Source organism: Sphingomonas sp. SP6, from assembly GCF_058313435.1.
Genome location: NZ_JBZFLG010000004.1, coordinates 177,512 through 204,300 on the forward strand (window position 1 = coordinate 177,512; position 26,789 = coordinate 204,300).

The following is a 26,789-nucleotide window of genomic DNA, read 5'->3' on the forward strand; positions in this document are numbered from 1 at the left end:
TCGTGAAGATCATCGAGGTCAGCCGGAAGTAGGTGCCGGGCGGGGTCCGGGCTGACACCCGGGCCCCAAACGCAATTGAGCCCCGGCTGCTGACACAACCGGGGCTCACAAGAGGCGCCTATGACATCGCCGACCATCACATAGCGTATCGGCGCTCGACCTTCAACCTCACAGCACCTCGAACAGCCCGGCCGCGCCCATGCCGCCGCCGATGCACATCGTCACGACGACATATTTCGCGCCGCGGCGCTTGCCCTCGATCAGCGCATGGCCGGTCATGCGCGCGCCCGACATGCCGTAGGGATGCCCGATCGAGATCGCGCCGCCATTGACGTTGAGCAGCTCGTCCGGAATGCCCAGCTTGTCGCGGCAGTAGAGCACCTGCACCGCGAACGCCTCGTTCAGCTCCCACAGCCCGATGTCGTCCATCTTGAGGCCGTTGCGCTCGAGCAGCTTGGGGATCGCGAAGACCGGGCCGATGCCCATTTCATCGGGCTCGGTGCCCGCCACCGCCATGCCGACGTAGCGGCCGAGCGGCGTCAGCCCCTTCGCCGCCACGACCTTCTCCTCCATCAGCACGCTCGCCGATGCGCCGTCGGATAGTTGCGAGGCATTGCCCGCGGTGATGTTGAGGTCCGGTCCCAGCACCGGCTTGAGCGCGCGCAGCCCCTCCAAGGTGGTGTCGGCGCGGTTGCCCTCGTCCTTGGCGAGCGTCACCTCCTCGTAGGTGACCTCCTTGGTCTCCTTGTTGACGTTCGCCTTGGTCGCGGTGACCGGGACGATCTCGTCGTCGAACTTGCCCGCGGCCTGCGCGGCGGCGGTGCGCATCTGGCTCTGATAGCCGTATTCGTCTTGGCGCTCGCGGCTGATGCCGTAACGCTTGGCGACCGTCTCGGCGGTCTGGAGCATCGGCATGTAGATGTCCTTGTGGAGCGCCAGCAGCTCCGGATCGGGCTGGACGAACATCTTCGGACCCTGGACCAGGCTGATCGAGTCGACGCCCGCGCCGATCGTCACGTCCATCTGGTCGACGATGATCTCCTTGGCCGCGGTCGCGATCGCCATCAGCCCCGACGAGCATTGCCGGTCGAGCGACATGCCCGAGACGGTGACAGGCAGCCCGGCGCGCAGCAGCGAAGTGCGCGCGACGTTGGTCGCCGAGGCGCCCTGCTGGAGCGCGCAGCCCATCAGCACGTCGTCGACCTCCGCGCCCTCGATCTTCGCGCGTTCGACCGCGGCCTTGATCGCGTGGCTGGCGAGCGTCGGGGTGGGCAGGTTGTTGAACGCACCGCGATAGGCGCGGCCGATCGGGGTGCGGGCGGTGGAGACGATGACGGCGGAGCGCATGACGGGTCCTCTGACGCAAGCTGGAAGGTGGCGGAAATGGGATTCAGGTGAAGACCTGGGTGATCCATTCGGCGATCATCGCGGGCTTTTCCGAGCCCTCGATCTCGACCGTGGTCTCGGTGGTGAACTGATATTGGCCGGGACGCTTCTCGTCGAATTCAGTCAGCTTCGATCGGCCCCGAACCTTCGATCCCGAGGGGACGGGCGCGAGGAAGCGGACTTTGTTGCCGCCGTAGTTGACGCCCATCTTCACCCCGTCGAGCCGCGGCATGTCCGGGTTCTTCGCCGACAGTAAAGGCAGCAGCGACAGCGTGAGGAAACCGTGGGCGATCGTGGTGCCGAACGGGGTCTGCTTCGCGCGCTCGGGATCGATGTGGATGAACTGATGATCGCCGGTCGCATCGGCGAACTTGTCGATCATCTCCTGGGTCACCTCGACCCAGTCGGAGACGCTTTCCTTGCCGATCGTCGCCTTCATCTCGTCTGCGGTCACAGGATTCCCCTTGGCTCATGGGACGCGCTAGGGCGTTCGGCATCCCTCTAGGCGCGGGTCCGTCCCGCCCGCAAGCCCGACGAAACCGGAAGCATGAACATGGCCGACGCTCCCCACTCCAACCCTCGCGAATCCATGCGCCGCCTCTACCGCGCCGGCGAACCCGATGTTCTAAAGCCGCTGCTCGAGCGCGCCGCGCTGACCCCCGACTCGCGCGGCCGGGTGATGGACACCGCACTCGGGCTGCTCGCCGATCTGCGCGCGGCGCAGTCGCGCGGCTGGGTCAACCAGTTCCTTCAGGAGTATCGGCTCAACTCGTCGGAGGGGATCGCGCTGCTCAGCCTCGCCGAAGCGTTCCTGCGCGTGCCCGATCCGGAGACCGCCGATCTCCTCATCGCCGACAAGCTGACCGACGCCGACTGGCGCGCGCACGCCGGCCAGTCGAACTCGGCGCTGGTCAACAGCGCGACCTGGGGGCTGGTGATCGGCCGAGCTTTGGTGGGCGAGGGCGGGGGGGCGCTCCGCCGCCTGATCAGCCGCGCGGGCGAGCCCTTCGTCCGCCAGGCGGTGGGCGCGGCGATGAAGCGGATGGGCGAGATCTTCGTCATGGGCCGCACCATCGACGAGGCGATGCGCCGGATGCGCCGCCCCGAGAACACGGGCTTCACCGCCAGCTTCGACATGCTGGGCGAGGCGGCGCGCACCACCCGCGACGCCGAACGCTACTTCCAGGCCTATGTCGGCGCAATCGACGCGGTCGGCTCCGATCCCGCCGCGGGTCATTCGATCTCGGTCAAGCTGTCCGCGCTCCACCCGCGTTACGAGGTGACGAAATGGGACGAGTGCGTCCCCGCGCTGACCGAGATGCTCGAGGCGCTCGCGGTGCAGGCGGCGGGGAAGGGGATCGCGCTCACCGTCGACGCCGAGGAGAGCGAGCGGCTGGAGATGAGCCTCGACATCATCGGCGCCGTCGCCGCGCTGCCGGCCCTCAAGGGCTGGGACGGCTTCGGCATGGCGGTGCAGGCCTATGGCAAGCGCGCGCGGCCAGTGGTGGCATGGGCCAACGACCTCGGGCGCATCATGAACGTCCGGCTGGTCAAGGGCGCGTACTGGGACAGCGAGATCAAGCGCACCCAGGTCGAGGGGCTGGAGGATTACCCCCTGTTCACCCGCAAGGCGGCGACCGACGTGTCCTACCTAGCGGTCGCGCGCGACATGCTCGACGCCGAGAACATCCGCCCGGCCTTCGCCAGCCACAATGCGCTGACCGTCGCCACGATCGTCGAATGGGCAGGTAATGCCCGCGACTTCGAGTTCCAGCGGCTCCACGGCATGGGCGACGGCCTGTATGAGCGGCTCGTCCGCGAAAACGGCTATCATTGCCGCATCTACGCCCCGGTCGGCGGGCACCGCGACCTGCTGGCGTATCTCGTCCGGCGGCTGCTGGAGAATGGCGCGAACTCCAGCTTCGTCCACCAGCTCGCCGACGAGCGGCTGAGCGAGGAGGAGATTCTCGCCGATCCGGTCGCCAAGATCGCCGCGGTCGGCGGCGCGCGGCATCCGGCTATTCCGCTGCCGGTCGACCTGTTCCGCGCCGCCGACGGGCATCGCAACTCGATGGGCTTGGACCTGAGCGACCGGGCGGTGTTGCGGACGATCGCCGCGAAAGTCGCCAAACCGTTCGTCCCGAGCGAAGTCGAGGAAAAAGCCGCAGGCGGTGCCTCGACTGCGCTCGGCACGAGCGGGGTTCATGCCGCCATCACCCGCGCCCACGCCGCCTTCCCCGCCTGGCAGTCCACCCCCGTCGACCAGCGCGCCGCCGCGCTCGACCGCCTCGCCGACCTGCTCGAACAACACCGCGACGAGCTGATGGCGATCTGCGTCCAGGAGGCGTTCAAGACCATCCCCGATGCCATCGGCGAGGTCCGCGAGGCCGCCGACTTCTGCCGCTATTACGCGATGCAGGCCCGCGCCAACCTTCACCCGATCGAGCTGCCTGGCCCGACCGGCGAGCGCAACACGCTCCACATCGAGGGGCGCGGGGTGTGGGCGACGATCGCGCCGTGGAACTTCCCGCTGGCGATCTTCCTCGGCCAGACCGTCGCGGCGCTCGTCGCCGGCAACACCGTCGTCGCCAAGCCCGCGCCGCAGACTCCGCGCATCGCCGCGCGCGCGGTCGCGCTGGCGCATGAGGCGGGTGTGCCCGAGGACGCGCTGATCCTCGTCCCCGGCGGGCCGGAGGTCGGCGCGGCGCTGACCGCCGACGTGCGCATCCAGGGCGTCGCCTTCACCGGCTCGACCGGGACCGCAAAGACGATCGCGCGCAGCCTGCTCGCGGACGACGACCGCCCGATCGTCCCGCTGATCGCCGAGACCGGCGGCATCAACGCGATGATCGTCGATTCGACCGCGCTGCCGGAGCAGGTCGTCGCGGATGTCGTCACCTCCGCCTTCCGCTCCGCCGGCCAGCGCTGCTCGGCGCTCCGCCTGCTGCTCGTGCAGGAGGACATCGCCGACGGGCTGATCGAGATGCTCAGCGGCGCGATGGACCTGTTGACGCTCGGCGACCCCGCCGATCCCGCCACCGACGTCGGTCCGGTGATCGACCAGCCCGCCTACGACAAGCTGATGGCCTACCGCGACACTGCCCGCGCCCGCTGGGTCAAAACGGTCGATGCCCCCGCCGACGGCCTGTTCGTCCCGCCGACGCTGATCCGGCTCGACCGCGTCGAGGAGCTTGACCGCGAATGGTTCGGCCCGATCCTCCACGTCGCCACCTGGAAGGCGGGCGAGCTGGAGGCGACCGTCGCCCGCGTCAACGCCAAGGGTTACGGCCTGACGATGGGCCTCCACAGCCGCATCGCCCGCGCCGCCGAGGTGGTCGAGGCGGAGGCCGCGGTCGGCAACCTCTACGTCAACCGCTCGATGATCGGCGCGGTCGTGGGCAGCCAGCCGTTCGGCGGCGAGGGCCTGTCTGGCACCGGCCCCAAGGCGGGCGGCCCCCGCTACCTCTACCGCTTCTGCGCCGAGCGCGCGGTCTCGGTCGACACGACCAGCGCGGGCGGGAATGCGACGCTGCTCAGCCTCGACGAAGGCGGGATTTGAAGACACGGCGGGAACCGGGCTCTGGGCGCGAGGATATTGATGATGAACGATCGGGATCATTCGCGAACGAGCAAGGTCCCGGCGGTGACGCTGACCTTCTGGATCATCAAGATCCTCGCGACCACGCTGGGCGAAACCGGCGGCGATGCGGTGAGCATGAGCTGGCTCGGCGAGACGACGCCCGACGCCGGCGCTGCAGGAGTAAACGGCTATCTCGTCGGCACTGCGCTGTTCGGCGTTCTGCTCGCGATCTTCGTCGCGTTGCAGATCAGGGCGCGCCGGTTCAATCCTTGGCTCTACTGGGCGACGATCATCGCTTCGACCACGGCGGGCACAACGCTCGCCGATTTCGTCACCCGCTCCATCGGCCTCGGCTATCCCGGCGGCTCGCTCCTGCTGTTCGGGCTGGTGCTGCTCTCGCTGTTCAGCTGGTGGCGCGCGCTCGGCACGATCGACGTTCGTCGGATCGAGAGCGCGCGGGCGGAGGCCTTCTACTGGGGCACCATCACGATCTCGCAGACGCTCGGCACCGCGCTGGGCGATTGGGTCGCGGACGGCCCCCTCGGGTACGGCGGCGCGGCGCTGCTGTTCGGCGGCGCATTGGCCGTCCTGGCAGCGCTTTATGTCTCGACCGGCGTGTCGCGCGTCCTGCTGTTCTGGTCGACCTTCATCCTCACCCGCCCGCTCGGCGCCACGGTCGGCGACGTCCTTGACAAGCCGGTGGCGAAGGGCGGGCTCGAGCTGAGCAGGTCGCTCGCGACGGCGGCGCTTGCAGGCGCGATCGTGCTGCTGATCCTGGTCACCAGACCGCGTGCGGGTGAACACCCGGAAGGCGTTCCTCGTCGTTCTCGTTGAAGGGCGGCAGCGCCCTCAGTATGCGACCGACAGACTGATGCTCAGCACATGGTCGTCCTCGGCCTCGCCCGTGTCGACGAAGTTCTGCTGGTTGAGGTAGCCGAACTCAGCGGTCGTATGCCTGTCGAGCTTGGTCGAGATCGCGATCAGGTTGCGCATCCGCTCTTCGCCTTCCTTGCGCTGGAAGGTGGTGGAGTTGAGGTCGATGAAGCTCTCGTGGCTTAGCACCAGCGAGGTCTTGCCGCCCTCGTGAAAGGGACGGGTGAACTTGACGTAAGGGCGCAGCCGCCAGGCCGTGCCGTCGATCCCCTCGCGCCAGCGCGTCTCCAGCCGCATCCGCGCCGAGATCGAACCGCCCAACGCCTTGGCGATGTTGTCGAACGTCACCTGCTCGCGCGCGCGGCGCTCCATCACCGTGAAGTCGTCGGCGGTATATTGGGGATCGTGGGTGTAGCCTGCCCAAACCGTGATATGCTTGTCGAGCGCATAGCCGATCAGCGTGTTGCTCTCGATCTCGTACAGCCCCTGGCGCTTGTCGCTGAAGCGGAAGACCAGCTCCTCCTGCGCGCGCCAGTGATCGTCGAGCTTCACCGTCGCGGCGAGCGTCGTCCACTCCTGCGGATCGTCGTCCGCAAAGGCCGCAACCGGAGCAAGCGCCGCCGCGGCGGCGATCGCAATTCCCCAAGCCTTCATTGCGCCGCTCCCTGTCCAGCGTGTCCGGCGGTTTCGCCCCTGTAACCGACCTTATCCGAAAAGGATGCCTGATCAATCGCCGGACGAGGGCGGTTCGTCGCTCCGGACCTCGACGTGCTGCGGTTCGGGATAGGGCATGATCAACCGACCGTCGGGGGCGGCGGTGTAGGTCGTCTGGGTCGGATAGGGGATGACGATCCCCTCCTCGTTGCATTTCCTGAGGATCGCCAGCCCGACCTTGTGGCGACCCTCGAACGCCGCGGCGAAATCGGCGGACAGACTGTCGAACTCGATGTCGAAATCGAGCGTCGATCCGCCGAACTGGAAGAAGCCGCACCGGATGTAGGTGAAGCCGTGCGCCTCGACGATCGCCTTCACCGTGTCGGGGAAGCGTTCGAGCACCTCGACCGGGGTCTCGTACGCCAGGCCGAGCGTGAACTTGGTCCGCCGCCGCTCGCGCTTCGTGTTGTTCTGGATTTCCTTGTCGAGAAGGTTCTTGTTCGAGATGATCCGCTCCTCGCCCATGATCCCGCGGATGCGGGTGGACTTCAGCCCGATCGCCTCGACGGCGCCCTGCGTGTTGTCGTAGCTGATCTGGTCGCCGCGCCGGAACGGCCGGTCGAAGATGATGGCGAGCGCGGCGAACAGGTCGGCGAAGATGCCCTGTGCGGCCAGGCCGATCGCGATGCCGCCGACGCCCAGCCCGGCCACCAGCCCGGTGACGTTGACCCCGAGATTGTCGAGCACGACGATGAACGCGATCGCGAACACCGCGAAGGTGACGAGGACGCGGATCAGCCCCATCGCGGTCACCAGCGCCTCGCCGGTGTAATGCTCCGCGCGGGTGCGATGCTCGATCGCGCCCAGGATGATCTCGCGCGCCCAGACCGCCATCTGGAACACGCTGGCGATCGTGAACAGGAAGGTGATGGTCTGCGCGACTTCCGCGGGCGGCCCGGCATAGCCGGAGACCAGCCGAGCGGAGAGCGTCACGATGAAGAAGCCGTTGGTCTTGCGGATCGAGTTGCCGATGATCGCCGGCCAGCCCTTGCCCGACTTGCTCCGCCACGCGAGCCGCTCGCCCAGGCGTCGCGCCGCGAACAACGCGAGCGCGATCCCCGTCCCGACCGCGAGGGCGATCAGGATCTGGAGCCAGTGGTGCTGGAGCCAGACCATGCTTGAGCGGGCGAGGTCGAAGGTCTGTTGCCGGACGTCGCTGAACGACACGTCGGGCAGGGCGGGGGCGGGGGTCTTGGTCTTGGCGCTCATGGAATCGCCTCAAGCGGCCTTGACGGCTTCGCGCGCCTGAACCTTGGCCTCGGGCACGACGTTGCGTTCCAGAAACGCGATCAGTCCGCGTTCCTCGCGCGACAACGCCGAGGTCTTGCGCGGCAGCTTCAGCGCGCGGCGGAACACCGACTGGTCGTGCTTGACCAGATCGATCACGTCGGGGTGGACGTAGCTCTTGCGCGCGATCGCGGGCGTGTTGCCGAGCCGCGCGGTCACGGGCTCCAGCAGCTGCTTGAGCGTCAGCGACGAATCGGCGCGGACCAGCGCCTCGAACGCCAGCAGGCTGGCCCCCCAGGTGCGGAAGTTCTTGGCGGTGAAGTCGCCGCCGGTCGCGCGCTTGATATAGTCGTTGACGTCGGAGGAGGTGACCGGGTGCGCCTCCCCCGCCTCGTCGAGCCAGGCGAACAGATGCTGGTCGTCGAGGTCCTCGCACGCCTTCACGAAGCGGGCGAGCGACCGGTCGGTCACCGCCATGTCGCAGGTCTTGCCCGACTTGGCCTTGAACCGAAGCTTCAGCGTGTCGCCCTTGACGCGGCCGTGCTGCGTCCGGAGCGTCGTCGCGCCGTAGCTTTCGTTCTGCTTGACGTAATCCTCGTTGCCGACGCGGATGTGCGACTGGTCGAGCAGCCGCACCACGGCGGCGACGGCGCGGTCCTTGCTGAGCCCGCGCTTGCGCAGGTCGGCCGCGACCTTCTTGCGCAATTTGGGCAACGCGCGGCCGAACTCGGCGGTTTTCTCGTACTTCGCCGCTTCCTGCTGCTCGCGGAAGCCGACATGATACCGGTATTGCTTGCGCCCCTTCTCATCCCAGCCGATCGCCTGGATGTGGCCATTGGGCTTGGGGCAGAACCAGGCGTCGCGGTACGCGGGCGGCAGGCCGACCGCGTTCAGCCGGTCGATCTCGTCGCGGTCGGTGATCCGTTCGCCGTCCGGCGCGAAATAGGCCCAATGGCCGCGGATCTTCCTGCGGCTGATGCCGGGCTTCTTGTCGTCGGAATAAACGATGCGGGTGGTCGCCATCTGGGCTCCTCGGGATGGCGGGACGAATGCCCGGATGGTCGCAGGGTTCCGGAACGGGTGAGGGCGGCGAGTGGTTACCGTGCCCGAACCCCTCAAGGAGTCCTCCGACATGGCCGATCTTTCCGACACCAAAGTGCTGATCCTCGCCGCCGATCATTTCGAGGACGCCGAGCTGTTCGAGCCGCGCCAGGCGCTGCTCGACGCAGGCGTAAGGGTCCTCGTCGCCTCGATCACGAAAGACCCGATCCAGGGCGTGAAGAACGACAGCGAGCCGACGCGGACGATCGACGTCGACCTCACCCTCGACGAGGTCGATACCGAGGAGTTCGATGCGCTGCTGCTCCCCGGCGGCGTCCTCAATCCCGACAAGATGCGCCAGCAGGACCGCGCGGTCGAGATCGTCGCCGAATTCATGGAGGACGAGAAGCCCGTCGCCGCGATCTGCCACGCGCCCTGGCTGCTGATCGAGGCCGACGTGGTCGATGGCCGGCGCGTCACCGGCTACGTCTCGATCCGCACCGATCTGGAGAATGCCGGCGGCGATGTCGTCGACGAGGCGGTCGTGGTCGACGGCAACCTCATCACCAGCCGCAAGCCGGACGACATCCCCGCGTTCAACGAAGCGCTGCTCAAGTCTCTCACGGAGGAAATGGCGGCGGCGTGATCTTCTTCTCCCCTCCCGCTTGCGAGCGACGGGTCCGGTCATGCCCCCGGCATGACCTGAACAGCGCGGAGAGCTGTTCACCCGTCACTCGCAAGCGGGAGGGGAACTACGCCGCCGCCAGCCGCCCCCGCTTCGCGCCCATCGGCTGCCATCCCACCTCGTTCGCCCTGCGCGCCAGATACGTGTCGAGCCCGATCTGCGCGCCGAGCAGCATGTAGATGAACGACTGGAACGCGATCCCCACGAACGCGCCGCCGAGCAGGTAGATCAGCTGCGCATAGCAAAGCGCGGCGGCGAGGGGAGGCACCCACGCCATGTCCTCGCCCACCTTCCTGTACCGGCGGCGGAGAACCTCCATCCGAACGATGCCGATCAGGTTGATCGCCAGCCACAGGATGAACCCCGGCCAGCCCTCCTCGCCCAGCACCTCGAAATAGCTTGAGTGGAAGGCTCGGGCCTTGTCGACCACCACCGCGCGCTCGATCGAAGTCCCGGTCGCGGTCGGCACCGCCTTCACCGTCTCGTAGCGGATCGAGTTCTGGCGATACATCTCGAAGCCGCCGCCGAACGGATGGTCCTGGACATAGGCCCAGGTCCATTTCCAGACCTCGATCCGGGTCGAGGCGGAGGTGTCCGCCTGATAGGTCTGGATCGTCCCCATCCGTTCGCTGAAGGCGGAGGGCAGCAGCGGGATCGCCGCCGCCCCGACCAGCGCCAGTGCCGAGACGTAGAGGATCTTGCGCTTGACCTCGCGCAGCATCAGCAGCGCGAGCAGCCCGATGCACACCAGCCCCGTCCGCGCCGAGGTGCCGACCGGGATCAGCAGGCACGCGAAGACGAGCGCGTAGCAGAACAGCTTCACCCGCCAATCCGGCTTGAAGATCGTGCCGTGGTTCGAGAACCACAGGATCAGCGGGATGATGCAGATCGATACCGCCGAGATGATGCTCCCTTCGTACAGCCCGGCGTTGTTGGTCACCATCAGGTTCAGCTCGCCGTAGCCCCCGCCGGACGCCAGCGTCTTGATCCCGCCGACGATGATGATCGAACTCGCCGACAGGATCATGAACAGCAGCAGCGCCTCGATGCGGAGCCTGGTGCGCAGCGTCAGCGGCAGGAAGGCGGCAAAGGCGAGCGTCTTCCAGACGAAGTCCCACTTTTCCGCCGCCTCGACCGGGAAGTCGGCGGTGGTCGTGGTGACGCCGCAATAGAGCAGCAGCAGCACGATCAGCCCCTGTCGCGGCGCGAAGCGCATGTCGCGCTTGTCGTCGGCGACGACCCAGGCGAGCACCGCCAGCCCGATCGCGATCGCCGAGATCGGCACGGAGTTCAGCAGATAATAGGTCAGCCGCTGCGGCGAGACGACGTCGATATAGACATAGGCGCAGACCAGCAGGAACGGTCGCCTGAGCCCCATCCCGAACAGCGCCGCCAGGAACGCGAGGAAGGCGAGATCACGCACGCTGCCTCACCTTCGCCGTGCCGCTCGGCTGGTCCTTGGGTCCGGGTTCGTGATCGAGGTCGGGCCGACGGAACAGGATCCACCCCGCGAGCAGCATCAAGCCGTGGCTGAGCCCGAGCGCGAAATTGTCGATCATCGAGCTTCGGGTCCTCGCGCCAGTGAGGCAGCGGTAACCGAGGCCAGTTGACGCGGCGTTAAGCGCTCGCGTGGCACCGCTCGTCACCGCGATGCGCATCCTCCACGTCCTCGATCACGGGCTGCCGCTCCAGAGCGGCTACACCTTCCGCACCCGCGCGATCCTCAAGGCGAGCGAGGCGCGCGGCCATGCCGTCGCCGCCGTCACCGGCCCGCGCTACCATGCGGGCGCGGCCGATGTGGAGATAGTCGACGGCATCACCTTCCACCGCACCGCGCCGATCGCCAAACTTCCTCCGGTCGCGTCCGAGTTGGCGGAGGTCCTCGCCTTCGCGCGCCGGATCGACCGTGCGGTCGCGGACTTCCGGCCGGACATCCTCCACGCGCATTCGCCCGTCCTCGACGCGCTCGCCGCTTTGAAGGTCGCCCGCGCACGCCGTTTGCCTCTCCTTTACGAAATCCGCGCCTTCTGGGAGGATGCGGCCGTCGGCAACGGCACCGGGCGCGAGGGCTCGCCCAAATACCGCGCGACCGCCGCGCTCGAGACCTGGGCGGTCCGCCGCGCCGATGCGGTGGCGGTGATCTGCGACGGTCTGCGCCGCGACCTGGTGGCGCGCGGGATCGCGCCCGAACGCATCCTCGTCTCCCCCAACGGCGTCGACATGGCGCTGTTCGGCACCCCCTTGCCCCGCGACGGGGTGCTGGCGGCGAGCCTCGGTCTCGGCGCGGACACGATCGGGTTCATCGGCAGCTTCTACGATTACGAGGGGCTCGACGATCTGATCGCGGCGATGCCCGACATCGTCACCGCCCGTCCGCAAGCGAAGCTGCTCCTCGTTGGCGGCGGGCCGATGGAGGCGAGCTTGCGCGCCCAGGCGGCGGCGTCGCCCGTCGCCGACCGCATCGTCTTCGCCGGCCGTGTGCCGCATACCGAGGTCGAGCGCTTCTACAGCGTCGTCGACGTGCTCGCCTATCCGAGGAAGGCGATGCGACTGACCGAGCTGGTGACGCCCTTGAAGCCGCTCGAGGCGATGGCGCAGGGGCGGCTGGTCGCGGCGTCCGACGTCGGCGGTCACCGTGAGCTGATTCGGGATGGCGAGACCGGCACCCTGTTCCGTGCCGACGACCCGCAGGCGCTGGCCGAGTCGCTCGCGGCGCTCTTCGCCGACCGCGCCGCCTGGCCGGCGCGTCGCGCCCGCGCCCGCGCCTTCGTCGAGGCGGACCGTAACTGGTCTTCAAATATTTCCCGATACTTCCCCGTCTATCAGCGGCTGGCAATGGCCGCGCGTACGGGTGAAGTATGGACCGGAACCTCGATCTCAAAAGCCTGAGGCGCATGGCGCCGATCGTCGCCGCGCTCGCGGGCGCGGCGGTCGCCTTGCTCGCGGCGGTGATCCCCGCGTGGCGGCTCGAAGCCTTCGTCACCATTACCGGCCTCGCCGATCATCTCGCCGCCGCGCGCCCGCCGCTCGGTGCGACCGCACGCGCGGCGCTCGCGCTGGCGGGTGGGGGCGGGATCGCGCTGGCGGTGTGGGGCGCGCTCGTCGCCGTCGCGCGCCGCTTCGAACACCGCGACGAAGCGACCCTGGCCCCCGACACGCCCATCCTCCGCCGCGCCGACGCGCATCCCGACGCCCCCGCACGCCGCCCGCTGCGCGCGAGCGAAGACCTGGCCGATGCCTGGGGCCGGCCGCTGCCGATCACCCCCGACCCGCCGGCCGGCAAGGTTCAAGGTGCCGACGAGCGGATTGGCCCGCGGCCGGTTCCCGTCGATCTGGACACCCCGCTTGCCGCAGTCGATCCGGCGGCGATCCCGGATGTCCCGCGCGAGCCGGTCCGTGCGGTCGCTCCGCTCGCTCGCCCCGTGCCGGAAGCGCCGGTCGAGATCTTCGCGCTGACCCCGATCCGCCGCGTTGCCGCGCCGCCGCCTGCGGATCCTGCGAACCCCGCCGAGCCGCTGTCGCCGCCGGTCAGCGGGGCCGCCTCGCTCTCGGCGCTGCTCGACCGGCTGGAACAGGGCTCAGCCCGCCGCGCCGCGCGCCCAGCCCCGCCGCTCGCCGAAACGTTGGGGATGCTGCGCGGGTTGGCGACCCACTGAACTTCCGTCATTTCGGCAGGCGCGGTGCGGAGGGCGCCGCGCTACCTAATCCTCCAGCACCACCGCCTCGATCGTCAGCACGGCTCGCTCGGCGTGGTCCTGCCGTGCGATCACCCGCACGCTCCGCGCGAACTGGCGCGGCATCGGCAGGTCCGCCTCGGGCAGCGCCTCGCGCCAAGCCTCCGCTGCCGCGCTCGGTTCCAGCTTGACCGCCAGTTCGAAGCGCGATCCCACGAACGTCGCGCTCGCCCAGCCGCGCTCGGCGAGGAGCGCCACCTCCGCCTCACAGCCATGCGCCGCCGCCGATCGCTCGAGCGCGCGAACCAGCCTGGCTCCGCTCACCACCCACCCGCCTCCAGATAGCGGACGATCCGCGCGGCGACCCGCGGGCCCGGCTCGCGCCCGTTCCGCAGATCGCCGACCAGCCGCGGGTCGTTGACGGCGTTGCGCCCGAACCGGGTCGCCGAGGTGTTGGTGTGACGAAGGTAACGGTCGATTCTCGGCAGCAGGCCCATCTCGGCGACTCCACGACGATGATGAGTGTTCACGTTCCGTTCTATTTCCAACTTGTCTAGGATTTTTCCTACGACTATGACAGCGATCGTGGACGATCCTCGCGCAGCCCTGATCCGCCTCGGTGCCGCGAACGGCGAGAGCCTTGCCGAGCTGTCGCGGATGCTCCGCCGCAATCCCGCCTATCTCCAGCAGTTCGTCCACCGGGGCACGCCGCGGCGGCTGGCAGAAGACGACCGTCGGCTGCTCGCCGCTCACTTCGGCGTGGACGAGGCCGAACTGGGCGGCCCACCCGCGGCTCCGGCCATGGTGCCCGTCCCCTACCTCGCGGTGCGTGCGGCTGCGGGGCAGGGGATCGCCGCCGACGAGTCGCTGATCCGCGCCGAGCCGTTCGCGCCGTCGCTCCTTCGCGAACTGGGCGTCGCGGCCGCCCACGCTTCGCTCGTGGCGGCGCAGGGCGAATCGATGGCGCCCACCATCCTCGACGGCGACCGGCTGCTGGTCGACCGCGGCGAAGCGCGCATCGGCGCGGAGGGCATCTTCGTCTTCCGCCGCGACGATCTGCTCGCGGTCAAGCGCGTGTCGCGGGTCGCGGACGGATTGCTGCTCGCGAGCGACAACGCCGCCTATCCGACGCTCGTCGTCCCGCGCGCCGAGGTGACGCTGATCGGCCGCGTCAAGCTGCTGCTACGGCGCCCGACTTGATCATGGTCAGCTCGAAGAGCGACTTGCCCTACATTCGTCCCGAGCGAAGTCGAGGGACCTGGGCTAAGCCTGTGCCTCGACTTCGTTCGGCACGAACGGGAAGCTCACCGCCCTCGCAGCCAGATCACCACCGCGATCGCGATTCCTGCCGCGACGCCGACGAAGAAGCCGATCGTCGCCTGCCCCAGCGCCGATCCGATGCCCGCGCCGCCGATCGCTCCGGCCGCGATCGGGAAGCCGCCCGCGGCGGGGCTCGGAGTGTCGTTGCTCATCGTCGGTCGCCTGCCACGGCGGCGGCGATCACAGCAAGCGCCGCGTTTACCCTGCCTGCTCGCGCTCCGGAGAGATTCGCCGGATATCAGGCGGATATGCACCTGCCTTATCTCACCGACCGCCGCTCGGTCGCCGACGCCGAGGAGCTGATCGCCCGCCACGGCGCGCAGGCCCCGAGCGAGGCCGCCAGGCGGGCCGGGCGCAGCCGCGATCTCGGGAACCACATCCATTTCTGCCGCTGGCGCCAGATCGAGCGCTGGATCCGCTTGCTCGACGGCGCGACGGTGGCGGGGCCGGTCCATTAGCGACACAGGCATGGCGCGGCTGCCGCGTGCCCGCTACCAAGCGTCGCGATGGTTTGGCGTACAAGGGTTTGGGCGATCGCGTGCGGGCTCGCGGCGTCGTCCGTGCTCGCCCAGACCGCACCGCCGCCATCGCCTGCGCTCGGCACTTCAGAACCAGCGCTCGACCCCACTTCGCCGCTCGCGCCGATGCCCGATCTCGGCGTCGACTGGCCCGATCTGCCGCCACCGAGCGCGCAGGAGGCGAGCGCGACGGCCTCGGCCAGCGCGACCGTTCGCTACGACTACCGGATCGACGGCATCGAGACGGTCGAGACCCCGCTCCTCGACCAACGCTTCCGCGCGCTCTCGACGCTGAAGGAGAACGAGAAGCAGCCCGCCAACGCCGCCCAGCTCGATCGCCGCGCGCGCGAGGACGCCGAGCTGCTGACGACGCTGCTGCGGGGACTCGGCTATTATGACGCGGTCGTCACGCCGCGCGTCGAGCCGGGGGAGCGCGCGACCGTGGTCCTCGCCGCGCAGCCGGGGCAGCGCTACACCTTCACAGGCGTCACGCTCGCCGGCGTCGATCAGGCCGGCGCCAAGGCCCCCGCGCTCGAAGGCGCGTTCGCGGTCAAGCCCGGCGATCCGGTCGATGCCGACAAGGTCGCCGAGGGGCAGGCGGCGCTCGCCACCAGGCTGGGGGCGGAGGGCTTCCCCTTCGCCAAGGTCTCCGATCCCGAACTCGTCGTCGATCGCGCCGCCAAGACCGCGACGCTCGCGGCGAACGTCGCTCCCGGCGGTGCGCGCACCTTCGGCAAGATCACCGCCAACCCGAACAACCGCGTGTTCGGCGCCGATCATGTCGCCGAGATCGCACGCTTCTCGCCCGGAGACCCCTACACCGCCGCCGCGCTCGACGACCTCCGCCGGGCGCTGATCCAGACCGGGCTGGTCTCGGTCGCCGACGTCAAGCCCATCGACGGCGGCCCGGGCGTGGTCGATGTCGCTGTCCGGCTCGAACGCGCACCACCGCGCACGATCGCGGGCGAGCTGGGCTATGACACCGGGCAGGGCGCGCGCGCCGAGGTCGACTGGACCCACCGCAACCTGTTCCCGCCCGAGGGCGGGCTGACCCTGCGCGGCGTGCTCGGCACGCAGGAGCAGCTGGCCTCGATCATCTTCCGCCGCAACAACTTTCACGGTCGCGACCGCGTGCTGACGCTCCAGGCGACCGCCGACCATTCCGAGTTCGACGCCTATATCGCCGACACCGCGACGATCGCCGCCAGCCTCGAACGCCAGACCAACATCTTTTTCCAGAAGACCTGGACCTGGTCGCTCGGCGCCGAGTTCGTCACCTCTGACGAGCAGGACGTGATCGCCACGACCGGCGAGCCGCGACGGCGGACCTATTACATCGGCGCGCTGCCGACCTCGCTGACCTACGACGGCTCGGACGATCTGCTCAATCCGACCAGGGGCTTCCGCCTCGGCGGGCGGCTCAGCCCCGAGCTGTCGCTGCTCGGTCAGGCGTTCGGCTACGCCCGCGTCCAACTCGACGCCAGCGCCTACCAGCCGGTGAGCGAGCGCGTGGTCCTCGCCGGGCGCGTTCGCCTCGGCACGATCGTCGGCGCGCCTCGCGACGCGATCGCTCCGTCGCGGCGCTTCTACGCGGGCGGCGGCGCGTCGGTGCGCGGCTACGGCTATCAGTCGATCGGCCCGCGCGATCCGAACAACGATCCGATCGGCGGCCGCAGCCTCACCGAACTCGCGGTCGAGGCGCGGGTGCGCGTGCTCGGCAGCTTCGGCGTCGTGCCGTTCCTCGACGCGGGCAACATCTACACCGGCCCGCTGCCCGAGTTCAGCGGCCTGCGCTTCGGCACGGGCGTCGGCGTCCGCTATTACTCGAACTTCGGCCCGATCCGGCTCGATGTCGGCACCCCGATCAACCCGCAGCCGGGCGACGCGCGGGTCGCGGTCTACGTCTCGCTGGGGCAGGCGTTTTGAGGCGCGCCTGGCGCTGGGTCGCGGGCGGGATCGCGGCGGTGCTGCTGATCTCGCTGCTGACGCTCGTCATCGTCGACACGCCCTGGGGCCACGGCGTCGTCGCCGAACGGATCGGCAAGATCCGCACGCCCACCGGCCTGCGCTTCTCGGTCGGCCGGATCGACGGGTCGCTCTACACTCGCGCTCGCCTGCGCGACGTGCGCGTCTACGATCCCGAAGGCCTCGTCTTCCGGACTCCCGCCGCCGAGCTCGACTGGTCGCCCTGGCGCTGGTTCGCCAACCGCCTCGACATCTCGGACCTCCACATGGCGGAAGCGACCTTCGCAAAGGTCCCGCATCTGCGGTCGACGGGTCGCAAGTCCCCGATCCTCCCCGATTTCGATATCCGCATCGGCCGCCTGGCGGTCGATCGGCTGATCGTCGGCCGAGCCGTGACGGGCGTAGTGCGCGAGGGTCGACTGCTCGGCCGCGCCGACACCCACGCCGGGCGTGCGCTGGTCGATCTCGCCGCGGTGGTGCAAGGCAGCGACCTCCTCCGCCTTCGCCTCGACGCCGAGCCCGACGGCGACCGCTTCGACCTCGCCGTCCGCGCCCGCGGCAGCGCGACCGGCGTCCTCGCCCGCCTCTCGGGTCTGAAGCGCCCGCTGTCGCTCGACATCGCCGGCGACGGCCGCTGGGCGCGCTGGCGCGGAACCGCGCAGGGCGATGTCGCCGGCGCGCGGATCGCCGACCTCCGCCTCGGGGTAGACGCCGGCCGCTACACGCTCACCGGCACGCTCGCGCCGGCGACGATCACCAAGGGCAAGCTCCAGCGCCTCACCGCGCCGCGCATCCTCGTCAACGGCGCGGGGACCTTCATCGATCGCCGCCTCGCCGGCAGCCTCTCGCTCCGCTCCGTCGCGCTCGCGGTCGAGGCGACCGGTGGGATCGATCTCGCCACCTCCGCCTATCGCAACCTGCGGATCGACGCGCGCCTGTTCAAACCCGCGGCGCTGTTCCCGAACATGAGCGGGCGCGACATCCGGCTGAAGGCGGCGCTCGACGGCGCATTCTCGACGGCGGGCTTCGACTACCGCCTCGCCGCCCCGCGCTTCGCCTTCGACAACACCGGGTTCGAGGACGCCTATGCCGCCGGCAAGGGCCGCCTCTCGAAAGCGCCGGTCGCGGTCCCGATTCGCCTCGTCGCCGCGCGCGTCACCGGCATCGGCGACGTCGCCGGCGGCATCCTGCGCAACTTGAGCGTCGAGGGCGTCCTCCACGTCACGAGCAAGCTGCTGACCGGCGACGACCTCCGCGTCCGCTCGGACAAGCTCACCGGCCGGCTGACGCTGGTCGTCGATCTCGTCACCGGCAAGTTCGACGTCGGCGTCAACGGCGGGCTCGGCCGCTACCTCATCCCCGGCCTCGGCGTCGTCGACGTCGCCTCGACCCTGCGCGTGATCCCCGGCCCGAACGGCCACGGCACCCGCGTCGTCGGCAGCGGCCATGCCGAGGTGATCCGTCTCGACAACGCCTTCTTCCGCAGTCTGACCGGAGGGTTGCCGAAGCTCGTGACCGGGCTCGAGCGCACCCCCGACAAGATCCTCCACTTCACCAATCTGATTCTCACCTCGCCGCTGCTGACGCTGCGCGGGAACGGCTTCCGCCGCACAGACGGCACCTTCCATTTCGAGGGGAGCGGCGTCCACAAGACCTACGGACCGCTGACCCTCAAGCTCGACGGCCGGATCGAGAAGCCGACGATCGACCTCGTCTTCCAGCGTCCCAACGCCACGCTCGGCCTGACGGGTGTCCGCGCCCACCTCGCGCCGACGCCGCAGGGCTTCGCCTTCACCGCCGCCGGCGGCTCGCGGCTCGGCGGCTTCACGGGAGAAGGCGCGATCCTGCTCCCGCCCGGCGGCCAGTCCGCCATCCGGATCGACCGGCTCGACCTCCCCGGCGTCCGCGCGGGCGGCACGCTCGCGATCGTCACCGGCGGCTTCGCCGGCAAGGTCGCGCTCGCCGGCCCCGGCCTCGCCGGCGCGCTGACCTTCCGCCCCGAAGGAACGATCCAGCGGATCGACGCGAGTATCGACGCGAACGGCGCCAGCGTCGCCGGCACGCGCATCCGCCGCGGCCATCTCGACCTCGCGCTCCGCCTCGACCCCGCCGGCACCGACATCGACGCGACCGTCACCGCGAACGGCCTGCGCCGCGGCACGCTCCGCCTCGCCCGCCTCGCCGCCAATGCGAAGCTGCGCGGCGGGGAAGGGGAGGTGCGCGCCTCGATCGCCGGCACCCGCGGCCGCGCCTTCGCGATCCAGAGCGTCACCCGCATCGCCGCCGACAGCACCCGCGTGATGGCGCAGGGCAGCGTCGACGGGCGCCCGATCGCGCTCGCCACCCCCGCCGTGCTGACGAAGGACGGCGACGGCTACAGGCTCGCCCCGACCAAGGTCACCTTCGCCGGCGGCGCGGCCGAGGTCTCCGGGCGCTTCGGCGACGCCACCGCGCTCGACGCCAAGCTCTCGGCGATGCCGCTCGCCGTCCTCGACATCGGCTATCCCGGCCTCGCGCTCAGCGGCGCGGCGTCGGGGACGGTGAGCTATGCGAGCGGCCCCGCCGGCCCCAGCGGTCGCGCCAACCTCACCGTCCGCGGCCTCACCCGCTCGGGCCTCGTCCGCACCTCGCAGCCGATCGATGTCGGTTTCGCCGGCGCGCTCTCGCCCGGTCGCGCGGCGATGCGCGCCGTCGCGGCGAGCGGCGGCAAGACGATCGGCCGCGCGCAGGCGCTCCTCACCGGCGACCTCCAGCACCGCCCCGGCGATGCGCAGCTCTTCGCCCAGCTCCGCTTCGACGGCCCCGCCGATACCTTGTGGCGGCTGACGGGGATCGAGCTGTTCGATCTCTCCGGACCGGTCGCGATCGGCGCCGACGTGGCCGGGCGGGTCGCAAACCCGACGCTGCGCGGCGTCGTCCGCGCCAACGGCGCGCGGATCGAGAGCGCGACCACCGGCACCGTCCTCACCAACGTCCGCGCCGCCGGCCAGTTCGCCGGCTCGCGCCTGCGGATCGACAGCTTCACCGCCGACGCCGGCAAGGGCAAGGTCACCTGCTCGGGCGGGTTCGAGTTCGCCGCCGCCAACGGCGTCGGCCTCGACCTCAAGATCCAGGCCGATCACGCCGCGATGATCGAGCGCGACGACATCGCCGCGACCGCGACCGGCTCCCTGCGCTTCCGCTCGAGCGGGCGCGGCGGGGTGATCTCGGGCGACGTCGTCCTCGACAAGAGCCGCTACCGGCTCGGCCAGGCATCGAGTGCCGCCGCGCTCCCCCGGCTCAACATCCGCGAGATCAACCTGCCCGGCGGCGGCGACGAGGACGACGCCCCGCCCGAACCCTGGACACTCGCCGTCCACGCCCGCGCGCCTGGCCAACTGTCGGTATCCGGGCTCGGTCTCACCAGCGAATGGTCCGCCGACCTCGCCATCGGCGGCGAGCCGACCAATCCGGCGATCACCGGCGTCGCCCGGCTGATCCGCGGCGACTACGAGTTTGCGGGGCGCGAGTTCCAGCTCGAACGCGGCGTGATCCGCTTCGCCGGCGAACTCCCGGCGAACCCCGCGCTCGACATCGAGGCGAACGCCGACACCACCGGTCTGAACGCCACCATCCGCGTGACGGGGGTCGCGCAGAAGCCCGAGATCACCTTCACCAGCGTCCCCGCGCTGCCGCAGGACGAGCTCCTGTCGCGTCTCCTGTTCGGCACCTCGATCACCAACCTCTCCGCGCCCGAGGCGCTTCAGCTCGCGGCGGCGGTGGCGGCGCTCCAGAACGGCGGCAACGGGTTGAACCCGATCAACGCCGTCCGCCGCGCCGCCGGGCTCGACCGTCTCCGCATCCTGCCGCCCGATCCGCAGACGGGGGCGGGCACCTCGGTCGCCGCGGGCAAGTACGTGACGCGGCGGCTCTATGCGGAGATCGTGACCGACGGTCAGGGCTATTCGGCGACGCGCGTGGAATATCTCGTCACCCGCTGGCTCTCGGTCCTGTCGAGCATCTCGACGCTCGGCCGCACCAGCGGCAACGTGAGGGTGTCGAAGGATTATTAAGGCCCGGCCGGCGGGCCCGAGGGCCGCCGGCCGGACGATCCACGCTCAGGCGAGTGCGAAGTGCAGCGTTGCGAGGTGCAGATCCGCGGCGTGAGGGTTCGCACCGTGGAACGGCGTCGAGCCCGCCGTGTCGGCGGGCCCGAACACCGCCGGGCTCAGCTCGCCGCCGGCGTGCTGATCGCCGAAGCTTACGCCGGTCAGCGTCTTTCCCGAGTCGACGCTCACGTGCGCCGCCCCAGGGGTCAGCGTGACGCCCGGAGTATAGCTCAGCGCCATGCCGTCGTGGAGGCTGTCCGCAAAATACGAATATTGCAGCCCGGTCGTGCCGTCCGCATTCTCCAGCCCGATACTCGCGCTCTGGCCCAGATCGTCCATGTGCTGATACTGGAAGGTGATCGCGCCCTTCTTGTCGATGATCACCTCGAAGGTCTGGATCTTCGAGACGTCGCTGTAGAGTGCGAAGTTCTGGAACTCGATCACGACGCGGTGGTGTGCCGTATCGTTGAGCACATAGGCGTGGCCGTCCGACGCCGAGGGGTTTAGATCCGCCCAGAACGGCGCGATCACCGCGTTGGGCGTGCTCGGGTCGGGCAGGTGCTGAGGCTGGTTCGACGCGGGATTATCCCGATCGAAGGTGATGATGCCGTTGGTGGTGACGAAGCCCGAGGTGAATGTTTCCCCGAACAGCGTGATGCCCTTGCCGAAGTCGACGATCGCCGCGCCGTCGTCGCCGTTCTGGAAGATCAGCTGCTTGCCCGTCTGCGAAATCTCGAGCCAATCATACTTCGCCGCGTCGTTGACTGCATAGGACGGAGCGCCGTCCGTCGGCGAGGTCTGGACGTAGCCGTCGGGCGTCAGCTGGACGATGTCGTGCGCGCCGAAGGGCACGTCGGTCAACTTGTAGAGGCCGTTGCGGCCGGTGACCGCACTCTGCTCACCCGCGTCGAGCGCGCCGTTGCGGTTCAGGTCGACGAACACGGTCACGCCCTTCAGCCCGGTTTCGCCCGCATCCTGGACGCCGTTGCCGTTCGCGTCGTCGTACACGGTCCCGGTCACGGCACCCGTCCTTCCGCCAAGCTTGACGTCGTCGATCACGAAGTCGTGCGTCGTTCCCGCGACGCCGTCCGCGAGCGTCCCCCCCTTGGCCGCGAAGGTGACGGTGTCGATGCCCTTCCAGTTCAGCTGGACGAGCGTCGGTCCCGCGACGTCGACGGATTGAACGAGGTCGTACTTCAGCACGCCGTCGTCGTAACCTTTGATCTCCACGTCCAGACCGTCGTAAAAGGCGCTGGTCAGTTCGAAGTTGAAGAGATTGAAGTTGCCGCCCCCCGTTGTAAGCGTCGCTGGCACGGTATCGCTGGTGCTGTGGATCGTGTCCTCTCCGCTCGTCGCACCCGTGTAATAGCCGCCCGCGCCTTGCTCGCTCCCATACAGGAACGCCGCATAATCCTTGTTCAGGTAGGAGAAGTTCTGCCAGAGGAGGCCGCTTGCTCCATAGCCGTCGGCGACGACGCCGCTGGCGCCAAGATCATCGAAGCTGAGCGTGAAGCGGTTTGCGGCGCCGGCGATTGCGCTTGCGTAGCGACCCGAGTTCAGCGCCGGACTCTCGTCGGATTTCCTGATCATCGTCTCGTCTTTCCCCATACGACCAAGGACGGCCGTGTCGCGAGCGCCTAACGAGCCATGTTCCGGGGGCAAGGAGAAGATGCAAGCCGTTGTAAAGCTATCGCTCTTTGACCGACATCGGTGTCAATTCCGGGCCGGGCTGCGATCCATGCGACATGGCCGAAGCGAATCGATCGTCCGGGCTGACGAACGATTTGGGCTCGCGGCGGCGAGCCGGTAGGTGCTCCGGCCATGACCCGCCTCTTCCGCCCGATCCTGCCCGGCGCTTCGCTCCGCGATCGCGTGATCGCTTGCGCCGGCGCGCTCGTCTGCCTCGCGCTCACCGCCATCGCCTGCGGGGTGTTTCCGGCTCCGGCAGGGCTCCCCGCGATCGTCGCCCCGCTCGGCGCCTCGGCGGTGCTGGTCTTCGCCGTCCCGGCGAGCCCGCTCGCGCAGCCCTGGCCGGTGATCGGCGGCAACACCATCTCGGCGCTGGTCGGGGTCGCGATCTATTGCCTCGTGCCCGCCGCCCCGCTCGCCGCGGGCGTCGCCGTCGCCGGCGCGGTCCTGGTCATGTCGCTGGCGCGCTGCCTCCACCCGCCCGGCGGCGCCGCGGCGCTGACCGCGGTGATCGGCGGCCCGGCGGTCCATGCGGCCGGGCTCTCCTTTGCGCTGATCCCTGTGGCGCTCAACTCGGCGCTGCTCGTCGCGTTCGCGCTCGTGTTCCACCGCATCTCCGGCCACGCCTATCCGCATCGGCCCGGGCCGGCGCTCCAGGCGCAACGCGAGCAGTATGCGCCGGACTTCGCGCCCGAGGACATCGACCGCGCGCTCGCCGACATGCACGAAAGCTTCGACATCGCCCGCGACGATCTGGACCTGCTGCTCGCGCGGGCGGAAGCGCATGCGCGGGCGCGGCGGGCCGGCCTCGCCCGCTGAAGCTGCGGATCGCTCCGACAGCCGCGCTCACCCCTTCAGCGTCGTCATCTCCACCGGCTTGCCCTTGGTCGTCGGATTGGAGGCGTTCGCCTTCGGTTCCTTCGTCGCCTTGGGTTTGCGGACTTCCTTGTTCGACTTCTTCTGACTCTTCGCCATCGTCGCTCCTACGGCGTCACCGCGACGCCTTGTTCTTCTTTCGCGCCGCATAGCGCGCATCGCGCGCGGCCTTGCGCTCGGCCTCGGTCGGCTCCGGCACCGCGGCCGCGGCGGCGGCCGCCGCAGCCGCCGCCGCGGCCTCCGCTTTGGCGGCCTGCTTGGCGGCTTCGGCCTCGGCCTTCGCCGCCTGCGCCGCCGCGCGCTTCTCGGCCAGCGCCGCGTCCTTCGCCGCGCGCCGGGCGGCCGCCGCGGCGACCTCGGCCTCGTCGCGGGGCGGCTTGGTCTTGAGTTGCTCCAGAGCCTTGGCGCGGGCGGCGCGCGCGGCGACGCCGCGGTCCTGGAAGGTCGGGTCCTTGAATGCCGGCATTCGTCTCTAAGGTCCTTGTTGCGCGTTGTATCGTGCGTCGACGGGCGAGCGCGGATCGTGTCGCCGATCCGTCCGCCGCGCGCAGCGGAGCGGTCGGATCGAGGATCGACGAGGCCCCGCGCCTTGGTGTTCGGCGGCTGCCCTACACCCTTCGCCTCATCCTATCCACCCGCATCGCTCTTTCCATCGGCGGCCGTCCTCCACGCCTGGCGACCGTCGCCGAAGAACGCGGGTAAGCGCGACGGCAATCGTTCACGCGAACCGCGCCCTCAGCACCCGGTAGGCCGCGCGCAGTCCCATCGCGTCGCCGCCCTTGGGTCGCCCCGGCTTCGCGGCGGGTCGCCAGGCGAAGGTGTCGAGATGCGCCCATGCGATCTCCGCCGGGACGAAACGGCGGAGGAACAGCGCCGCGGTGATCGACCCGGCGAAGCCGCCGTCGGGGGCGTTGACCAGATCGGCCACGTCGCTCTTGAGCATCTCGTCGTAACCATCCCAGAGCGGCAGCCGCCACAGCGGATCGCCCACCTCGCGCCCCGCCGACAGCAGCTCGTCTGCCAGCGCCTCGTCGCTCACGAAGGTCGCCGGCAGGTCCGGCCCCAGCGCCACCCGCGCCGCCCCGGTCAACGTCGCGAAATCGAGGATCAGCTGCGGTTTGGCTTCCGCCGCCTTGGTCAGCGCATCGCCCAGGATCAGCCGTCCCTCGGCGTCCGTGTTGGTGTTCTCCACGGTCAGCCCGGCGCGGGTCCGGAGCACGTCGCCGGGGCGGAAGGCGCTCGCCGAGATCGCATTCTCCACCGCGGGGATCAGCAGGTGGAGCCGCACCTTGAGCCGCGCCTCCGCGACCAGCCGCGCCAGCGCCAGCGCATGCGCCGCGCCGCCCATGTCCTTCTTCATCAGCCGCATTCCCGCAGACGGCTTGATGTCGAGCCCGCCGGTGTCGAAACACACGCCCTTGCCGACGATCGCGATGCGGGGATGCGCGGGGTCGCCCCATTCCACCTCGATCAGGCGGGGGCTACGCTCTCGCGTAGCCGCCTGACCGACGGCATGGATCATCGGATAGCCTTGGGCGAGCGCGTCGCCCCGTGTCACCGTGCAGGTGCCCCCGATCGCCTTGGCGAGCGCCTCGGCCTCCGCCTCGAGCTCCGCCGGCCCCAGGTCGCCCGCGGCGGTGTTGACCAGATCGCGGACCTTGGCGGTCGCGTCCGCCAGCCGCACCGTCTCGCCGATCCGCGCCGGCTCGCCGGTCAGCAGCACCCGGGTCCCCGTCCCGTCGCCCTTCCGGTACCGCTCGAACCGGTATTGGGCGAGCGCCCAGCCCAGCATCGCCGCGCCCGGCTCGCCGCTCGCCAGCCGGTACGTCCCCGCCGGAAGCGTGTCGCCGAGCGAAGCGATCGTCCACGGCGAAGCGGCGTCCTCGTCGCAGACCAGCAGTGCCGCCCAATCCTCGCCGTCTCCCGGCAGGATCGCCCGATGTCCCGCCTTGTCCGTCACCCTGTTCGCGGCCACCGCCGCCCGCACCCGGGCCGGCTGACCCGCCAGCCAGCCGCCGAACCCATCGGGATGGACGACGTGGATCGCGCGGGCGGGCTGCCCCCGGTCGGCTTGAAGGGTGGCGGCGAAGTCGGTCATCTCGTGTTCCCTTGCGGCGTCCCTCCTCCTACATCGGTGGGAACTCGAACGAAGCGACAAATGATGGCGACCCACTCCACCCGAATGCTTATCCTCGGCTCCGGCCCGGCGGGTCTTTCCGCCGCGATCTACGGCGCGCGAGCGGGGATGCAGCCGATCGTGGTCCAGGGCATCCAGCCCGGCGGCCAGCTGATGACCACGACCGATGTCGAGAACTACCCGGGCTTCGCCGACGTGATCCAGGGCCCGTGGCTGATGGAACAGATGCAGAAGCAGGCCGAGCACGTCGGCACGCGGATGATGTGGGACACGATCGTCGGCGTCGACGTGTCGCAGCGCCCCTTCCGGCTCACTGGGGACGGCGGCGACGTGTACGAGGGCGACGTGCTGGTGATCGCGACCGGCGCGCAGGCGAAGTGGCTCGGGCTCGACAGCGAGCAGGCGCTCAAGGGCAAGGGCGCGTCGGCCTGCGCGACCTGCGACGGTTTCTTCTATCGCGGCAAGACGGTGGCGGTGATCGGCGGCGGCAACACCGCGGTCGAGGAGGCGCTGTACCTCACCAACCATTCGCAGGACGTGACGCTGATCCACCGCCGCGATTCGCTCCGCGCCGAGCGCATCCTCCAGCAGCGGCTGTTCGCCCATCCGAACGTCACGGTGCTGTGGAACAAGGAAGTCCGCGAGTTCATCGACGGCGGCGGCACCGCGGGGCTGGTCGGGTTGAAGCTGGAGGACACGGTCTCCGGCGAGGTGTCGCGGCTCGCGGTCGACGGCGCGTTCGTCGCGATCGGCCACCATCCCGCGACCGAGCTGTTCCGTGGTCACCTCGACCTCGACGCCGACGGCTATGTGCTGGTCGAGACCGGCACCACCAAGACCAACGTCCCCGGCGTATTCGCGTGCGGCGACGTGATGGACAAGCATTACCGTCAGGCGGTCACCGCCGCGGGCACGGGTTGCATGGCCGCGCTCGACGCCGAACGCTTCCTGGCGGCGGCGGAGTTCGAGGAGCTGCGCGAGGCGGCGGAGTAGAATGTAGATCAGTCAGTTCGTCG

The 26,789-nt window shown here is 69.7% G+C and carries 25 protein-coding genes; 11 read left to right on the top strand and 14 right to left on the bottom strand.

Going from position 1 to position 26,789, the window contains the following annotated elements; genetic code table 11:
• Nucleotides 1-168: 168 nt before the first annotated feature.
• Together AC4GYY_RS14315 and AC4GYY_RS14320 are read right to left on the bottom strand one after the other, a co-directional pair.
• Nucleotides 169-1,347, bottom strand: coding sequence for an acetyl-CoA C-acyltransferase (locus AC4GYY_RS14315; protein WP_491121531.1), 1,179 nt, complete (start codon nt 1,345-1,347; stop codon nt 169-171).
• A 43-nt stretch (nt 1,348-1,390) separates the two neighbouring features.
• On the bottom strand, nt 1,391-1,825 hold the full coding sequence (locus tag AC4GYY_RS14320) for a MaoC family dehydratase (RefSeq protein ID WP_491122008.1): 435 nt from the start codon (nt 1,823-1,825) through the stop codon (nt 1,391-1,393).
• A 150-nt stretch (nt 1,826-1,975) separates the two neighbouring features.
• Here AC4GYY_RS14320 and putA point away from each other — a divergent pair, with 150 nt between their 5' ends.
• Together putA and AC4GYY_RS14330 are read left to right on the top strand one after the other, a co-directional pair.
• Nucleotides 1,976-4,945 (top strand): bifunctional proline dehydrogenase/L-glutamate gamma-semialdehyde dehydrogenase PutA, encoded by a 2,970-nt coding sequence (gene putA, locus AC4GYY_RS14325; protein ID WP_491122009.1) that lies wholly within the window; start codon nt 1,976-1,978, stop codon nt 4,943-4,945.
• Between the two features lie 42 nt (nt 4,946-4,987).
• Nucleotides 4,988-5,800 (top strand): COG4705 family protein, encoded by an 813-nt coding sequence (locus AC4GYY_RS14330; protein ID WP_491121532.1) that lies wholly within the window; start codon nt 4,988-4,990, stop codon nt 5,798-5,800.
• A gap of 15 nt (nt 5,801-5,815) precedes the next feature.
• Here the strand turns inward: AC4GYY_RS14330 and AC4GYY_RS14335 are convergent, their stop codons facing one another.
• From AC4GYY_RS14335 to AC4GYY_RS14345, 3 genes are all read right to left on the bottom strand, one after another.
• A complete protein-coding gene (locus AC4GYY_RS14335) occupies nt 5,816-6,493 on the bottom strand; it encodes a DUF2490 domain-containing protein (RefSeq protein ID WP_491121533.1) in 678 nt (225 codons plus the stop codon).
• A gap of 72 nt (nt 6,494-6,565) precedes the next feature.
• Nucleotides 6,566-7,762 (bottom strand): mechanosensitive ion channel family protein, encoded by a 1,197-nt coding sequence (locus tag AC4GYY_RS14340; RefSeq protein WP_491121534.1) that lies wholly within the window; start codon nt 7,760-7,762, stop codon nt 6,566-6,568.
• A gap of 9 nt (nt 7,763-7,771) precedes the next feature.
• Entirely contained in the window at nt 7,772-8,803 is a 1,032-nt protein-coding gene (locus AC4GYY_RS14345) for a DNA topoisomerase IB (protein ID WP_491121536.1), read from the bottom strand.
• Between the two features lie 109 nt (nt 8,804-8,912).
• Between AC4GYY_RS14345 and AC4GYY_RS14350 the strand changes: the two genes are divergently transcribed.
• Entirely contained in the window at nt 8,913-9,467 is a 555-nt protein-coding gene (locus AC4GYY_RS14350) for a type 1 glutamine amidotransferase domain-containing protein (protein WP_491121538.1), read from the top strand.
• A 106-nt stretch (nt 9,468-9,573) separates the two neighbouring features.
• Here AC4GYY_RS14350 and AC4GYY_RS14355 read toward each other — a convergent pair whose 3' ends face one another.
• Nucleotides 9,574-10,929, bottom strand: a complete 1,356-nt coding sequence (locus AC4GYY_RS14355) for a putative O-glycosylation ligase, exosortase A system-associated (protein ID WP_491121539.1) — start codon at nt 10,927-10,929, stop codon at nt 9,574-9,576.
• Nucleotides 10,922-11,065 (bottom strand): hypothetical protein, encoded by a 144-nt coding sequence (locus AC4GYY_RS14360; RefSeq protein ID WP_491121540.1) that lies wholly within the window; start codon nt 11,063-11,065, stop codon nt 10,922-10,924. Before AC4GYY_RS14360 ends, AC4GYY_RS14355 begins: the two co-directional genes overlap by 8 nt.
• Before the next feature lie 91 nt (nt 11,066-11,156).
• Between AC4GYY_RS14360 and AC4GYY_RS14365 the strand changes: the two genes are divergently transcribed.
• Both AC4GYY_RS14365 and AC4GYY_RS14370 read left to right on the top strand, forming a co-directional pair.
• A complete protein-coding gene (locus AC4GYY_RS14365; RefSeq protein ID WP_491122011.1) occupies nt 11,157-12,395 on the top strand; it encodes a TIGR04063 family PEP-CTERM/XrtA system glycosyltransferase in 1,239 nt (412 codons plus the stop codon).
• Between the two features lie 5 nt (nt 12,396-12,400).
• Nucleotides 12,401-13,162: a hypothetical protein gene (locus tag AC4GYY_RS14370; protein WP_491121541.1), complete on the top strand. Its 762-nt coding sequence runs from the start codon at nt 12,401-12,403 to the stop codon at nt 13,160-13,162.
• Nucleotides 13,163-13,207: 45 nt separating this feature from the next.
• Here the strand turns inward: AC4GYY_RS14370 and AC4GYY_RS14375 are convergent, their stop codons facing one another.
• The gene (locus AC4GYY_RS14375) at nt 13,208-13,504 is read right to left on the bottom strand and encodes a hypothetical protein (RefSeq protein WP_491121542.1); all 297 of its coding nucleotides are present in this window, start codon (nt 13,502-13,504) and stop codon (nt 13,208-13,210) included.
• Nucleotides 13,501-13,710: a hypothetical protein gene (locus AC4GYY_RS14380; protein ID WP_491121544.1), complete on the bottom strand. Its 210-nt coding sequence runs from the start codon at nt 13,708-13,710 to the stop codon at nt 13,501-13,503. Before AC4GYY_RS14380 ends, AC4GYY_RS14375 begins: the two co-directional genes overlap by 4 nt.
• Before the next feature lie 55 nt (nt 13,711-13,765).
• On the opposite strand from AC4GYY_RS14380, the gene AC4GYY_RS14385 reads away from it, so the two are divergent.
• Complete coding sequence (locus tag AC4GYY_RS14385; protein ID WP_491121545.1) at nt 13,766-14,380, top strand: S24 family peptidase; 615 nt, start codon at nt 13,766-13,768, stop codon at nt 14,378-14,380.
• A 104-nt stretch (nt 14,381-14,484) separates the two neighbouring features.
• Here AC4GYY_RS14385 and AC4GYY_RS14390 read toward each other — a convergent pair whose 3' ends face one another.
• Complete coding sequence (locus tag AC4GYY_RS14390; RefSeq protein WP_491121546.1) at nt 14,485-14,652, bottom strand: hypothetical protein; 168 nt, start codon at nt 14,650-14,652, stop codon at nt 14,485-14,487.
• A gap of 96 nt (nt 14,653-14,748) precedes the next feature.
• On the opposite strand from AC4GYY_RS14390, the gene AC4GYY_RS14395 reads away from it, so the two are divergent.
• Genes AC4GYY_RS14395 through AC4GYY_RS14405 form a run of 3 tightly spaced genes read left to right on the top strand, consistent with a single transcriptional unit; the run spans nt 14,749 to nt 21,035 of the window.
• A complete protein-coding gene (locus AC4GYY_RS14395) occupies nt 14,749-14,958 on the top strand; it encodes a hypothetical protein (RefSeq protein WP_491121547.1) in 210 nt (69 codons plus the stop codon).
• A 48-nt stretch (nt 14,959-15,006) separates the two neighbouring features.
• Nucleotides 15,007-16,944 (top strand): autotransporter assembly complex protein TamA, encoded by a 1,938-nt coding sequence (locus tag AC4GYY_RS14400; protein WP_491121549.1) that lies wholly within the window; start codon nt 15,007-15,009, stop codon nt 16,942-16,944.
• Nucleotides 16,941-21,035, top strand: coding sequence for a translocation/assembly module TamB domain-containing protein (locus AC4GYY_RS14405; RefSeq protein WP_491121550.1), 4,095 nt, complete (start codon nt 16,941-16,943; stop codon nt 21,033-21,035). Before AC4GYY_RS14400 ends, AC4GYY_RS14405 begins: the two co-directional genes overlap by 4 nt.
• A gap of 45 nt (nt 21,036-21,080) precedes the next feature.
• Here AC4GYY_RS14405 and AC4GYY_RS14410 read toward each other — a convergent pair whose 3' ends face one another.
• Nucleotides 21,081-22,661, bottom strand: coding sequence for an SdrD B-like domain-containing protein (locus AC4GYY_RS14410; RefSeq protein ID WP_491121551.1), 1,581 nt, complete (start codon nt 22,659-22,661; stop codon nt 21,081-21,083).
• Between the two features lie 231 nt (nt 22,662-22,892).
• Between AC4GYY_RS14410 and AC4GYY_RS14415 the strand changes: the two genes are divergently transcribed.
• Entirely contained in the window at nt 22,893-23,579 is a 687-nt protein-coding gene (locus tag AC4GYY_RS14415) for an HPP family protein (protein ID WP_491121553.1), read from the top strand.
• Nucleotides 23,580-23,606: 27 nt separating this feature from the next.
• On the opposite strand, the gene AC4GYY_RS14420 is transcribed toward AC4GYY_RS14415, so the two are convergent.
• The 3 genes from AC4GYY_RS14420 to AC4GYY_RS14430 all read right to left on the bottom strand — a co-directional run bounded on the left by AC4GYY_RS14420 (nt 23,607) and on the right by AC4GYY_RS14430 (nt 25,734).
• Nucleotides 23,607-23,735 carry a hypothetical protein gene (locus AC4GYY_RS14420; RefSeq protein WP_491121555.1) on the bottom strand — a complete coding sequence of 43 codons (129 nt, stop codon included), beginning with the start codon at nt 23,733-23,735 and terminating at the stop codon, nt 23,607-23,609.
• Between the two features lie 16 nt (nt 23,736-23,751).
• The gene (locus AC4GYY_RS14425) at nt 23,752-24,102 is read right to left on the bottom strand and encodes a DUF6481 family protein (RefSeq protein ID WP_491121556.1); all 351 of its coding nucleotides are present in this window, start codon (nt 24,100-24,102) and stop codon (nt 23,752-23,754) included.
• Nucleotides 24,103-24,354: 252 nt separating this feature from the next.
• Nucleotides 24,355-25,734 carry a leucyl aminopeptidase family protein gene (locus AC4GYY_RS14430; RefSeq protein WP_491121557.1) on the bottom strand — a complete coding sequence of 460 codons (1,380 nt, stop codon included), beginning with the start codon at nt 25,732-25,734 and terminating at the stop codon, nt 24,355-24,357.
• An 84-nt stretch (nt 25,735-25,818) separates the two neighbouring features.
• Between AC4GYY_RS14430 and trxB the strand changes: the two genes are divergently transcribed.
• Entirely contained in the window at nt 25,819-26,766 is a 948-nt protein-coding gene (gene trxB, locus AC4GYY_RS14435) for a thioredoxin-disulfide reductase (protein WP_491121559.1), read from the top strand.
• Nucleotides 26,767-26,789 lie beyond the last annotated feature (23 nt).

What these genes read in the sequence shown, in the direction of transcription:
- AC4GYY_RS14315 (WP_491121531.1), bottom strand. Translation starts at nt 1,347, where the DNA reads ATGCGCTCCGCCGTCATCGTCTCCACCGCCCGCACCCCGATCGGCCGC.
- AC4GYY_RS14320 (WP_491122008.1), bottom strand. Translation starts at nt 1,825, where the DNA reads ATGAAGGCGACGATCGGCAAGGAAAGCGTCTCCGACTGGGTCGAGGTG.
- putA (WP_491122009.1), top strand. Translation starts at nt 1,976, where the DNA reads ATGCGCCGCCTCTACCGCGCCGGCGAACCCGATGTTCTAAAGCCGCTG.
- AC4GYY_RS14330 (WP_491121532.1), top strand. Translation starts at nt 4,988, where the DNA reads ATGAACGATCGGGATCATTCGCGAACGAGCAAGGTCCCGGCGGTGACG.
- AC4GYY_RS14335 (WP_491121533.1), bottom strand. Translation starts at nt 6,493, where the DNA reads ATGAAGGCTTGGGGAATTGCGATCGCCGCCGCGGCGGCGCTTGCTCCG.
- AC4GYY_RS14340 (WP_491121534.1), bottom strand. Translation starts at nt 7,762, where the DNA reads ATGAGCGCCAAGACCAAGACCCCCGCCCCCGCCCTGCCCGACGTGTCG.
- AC4GYY_RS14345 (WP_491121536.1), bottom strand. Translation starts at nt 8,803, where the DNA reads ATGGCGACCACCCGCATCGTTTATTCCGACGACAAGAAGCCCGGCATC.
- AC4GYY_RS14350 (WP_491121538.1), top strand. Translation starts at nt 8,913, where the DNA reads ATGGCCGATCTTTCCGACACCAAAGTGCTGATCCTCGCCGCCGATCAT.
- AC4GYY_RS14360 (WP_491121540.1), bottom strand. Translation starts at nt 11,065, where the DNA reads ATGATCGACAATTTCGCGCTCGGGCTCAGCCACGGCTTGATGCTGCTC.
- AC4GYY_RS14365 (WP_491122011.1), top strand. Translation starts at nt 11,157, where the DNA reads ATGCGCATCCTCCACGTCCTCGATCACGGGCTGCCGCTCCAGAGCGGC.
- AC4GYY_RS14370 (WP_491121541.1), top strand. Translation starts at nt 12,401, where the DNA reads ATGGCGCCGATCGTCGCCGCGCTCGCGGGCGCGGCGGTCGCCTTGCTC.
- AC4GYY_RS14390 (WP_491121546.1), bottom strand. Translation starts at nt 14,652, where the DNA reads ATGAGCAACGACACTCCGAGCCCCGCCGCGGGCGGCTTCCCGATCGCG.
- AC4GYY_RS14395 (WP_491121547.1), top strand. Translation starts at nt 14,749, where the DNA reads ATGCACCTGCCTTATCTCACCGACCGCCGCTCGGTCGCCGACGCCGAG.
- AC4GYY_RS14400 (WP_491121549.1), top strand. Translation starts at nt 15,007, where the DNA reads ATGGTTTGGCGTACAAGGGTTTGGGCGATCGCGTGCGGGCTCGCGGCG.
- AC4GYY_RS14410 (WP_491121551.1), bottom strand. Translation starts at nt 22,661, where the DNA reads ATGATCAGGAAATCCGACGAGAGTCCGGCGCTGAACTCGGGTCGCTAC.
- AC4GYY_RS14415 (WP_491121553.1), top strand. Translation starts at nt 22,893, where the DNA reads ATGACCCGCCTCTTCCGCCCGATCCTGCCCGGCGCTTCGCTCCGCGAT.
- AC4GYY_RS14420 (WP_491121555.1), bottom strand. Translation starts at nt 23,735, where the DNA reads ATGGCGAAGAGTCAGAAGAAGTCGAACAAGGAAGTCCGCAAACCCAAG.
- AC4GYY_RS14425 (WP_491121556.1), bottom strand. Translation starts at nt 24,102, where the DNA reads ATGCCGGCATTCAAGGACCCGACCTTCCAGGACCGCGGCGTCGCCGCG.
- AC4GYY_RS14430 (WP_491121557.1), bottom strand. Translation starts at nt 25,734, where the DNA reads ATGACCGACTTCGCCGCCACCCTTCAAGCCGACCGGGGGCAGCCCGCC.
- trxB (WP_491121559.1), top strand. Translation starts at nt 25,819, where the DNA reads ATGCTTATCCTCGGCTCCGGCCCGGCGGGTCTTTCCGCCGCGATCTAC.